This is a genomic window from Vibrio sp. 704 (assembly GCF_033339295.1).
The window spans coordinates 1-1,162 of sequence record NZ_JAWOUH010000096.1 but is presented as its reverse complement, the minus strand read 5'-3'; the positions used below and the strand labels follow the sequence as shown (position 1 = coordinate 1,162).

Annotated in this window: 1 protein-coding gene; it reads right to left on the bottom strand. The window is 48.9% G+C overall.

The features are described from left to right. Window positions 1-32: 32 nt before the first annotated feature. The coding region (locus R7R24_RS24700; protein ID WP_318119725.1) for an ATP-binding cassette domain-containing protein at window positions 33-1,162 on the bottom strand (1,130 nt) is incomplete at its 5' end.

Genomic DNA, 1,162 nt, shown 5'->3' with positions numbered 1-1,162 from the left:
GTTGGCTGGTCTTTGTACTTTACCTGTTTTTTCTATTTCAACATAGGCTTAAGGAATCGAGCTGTGTGCGAACCTTCGATCTGAGACACATCTTCTGGTGTTCCCTGGGCAATGATCTCTCCGCCGCCTTGTCCGCCTTCTGGTCCTAAGTCGATGATCCAGTCTGCTGTTTTGATGACGTCCAAGTTATGCTCGATAACCACAACGGTATTCCCGTGATCGCGCAGGCGATGAAGTACGGTCAATAACTGCTGAATATCATGGAAGTGCAGACCAGTTGTCGGCTCATCCAGAATGTACAAGGTTTTACCCGTATCACGCTTGGATAGCTCTCTTGCCAATTTCACTCGCTGCGCTTCGCCGCCTGATAATGTGGTTGCCGCTTGACCTAAACGAATGTAAGACAGACCAACGTCCATTAGAGTTTGCAGCTTGCGGGCAATCGCAGGAACAGGATCGAAGAAGGTGCGAGCATCCTCGACGGTCATTTCCAGTACTTCATCGATGGTTTTGCCTTTGTAGCGTACTTCCAGTGTTTCGCGGTTATAGCGCTTACCTTTACACACATCACATGGCACGTACACGTCTGGTAAGAAGTGCATCTCGACTTTGATAACACCATCCCCCTGACAAGCTTCACAGCGACCACCGCGAACGTTAAAACTAAAGCGGCCAGGTTTGTAACCACGTGAACGTGATTCCTGCGTACCAGCAAACAGTTCGCGAATAGGGGTAAAGATTCCCGTGTACGTCGCAGGGTTCGAGCGTGGTGTTCGGCCAATTGGGCTTTGATCGATGTCGATAACCTTATCGAAATGTTCTAGACCTTTAATCGACTTATAAGGCGATGGGTGTGCAGTAGTAGCGCCATTGAGTTGGGTGTGTGCAATTTTGAAGAACGTATCGTTGATCAAGGTTGATTTACCGGAGCCAGATACGCCAGTAATACAGCTAAACAATCCGACAGGAATCGATAAGTCGACGTTCTTCAGGTTGTTACCTGTTGCGCCTAGTAGCTCTACGGTTTTCTTGGGATCGCGAGGGGTACGCTCTTTAGGGACTACTATCTCTTTTGCGCCACTTAGATACTGACCTGTGAGAGAGTTCGGGTTGGCGATGATCTCATCCATCGTTCCTTCGGCAACCACATTACCGCCGTGTA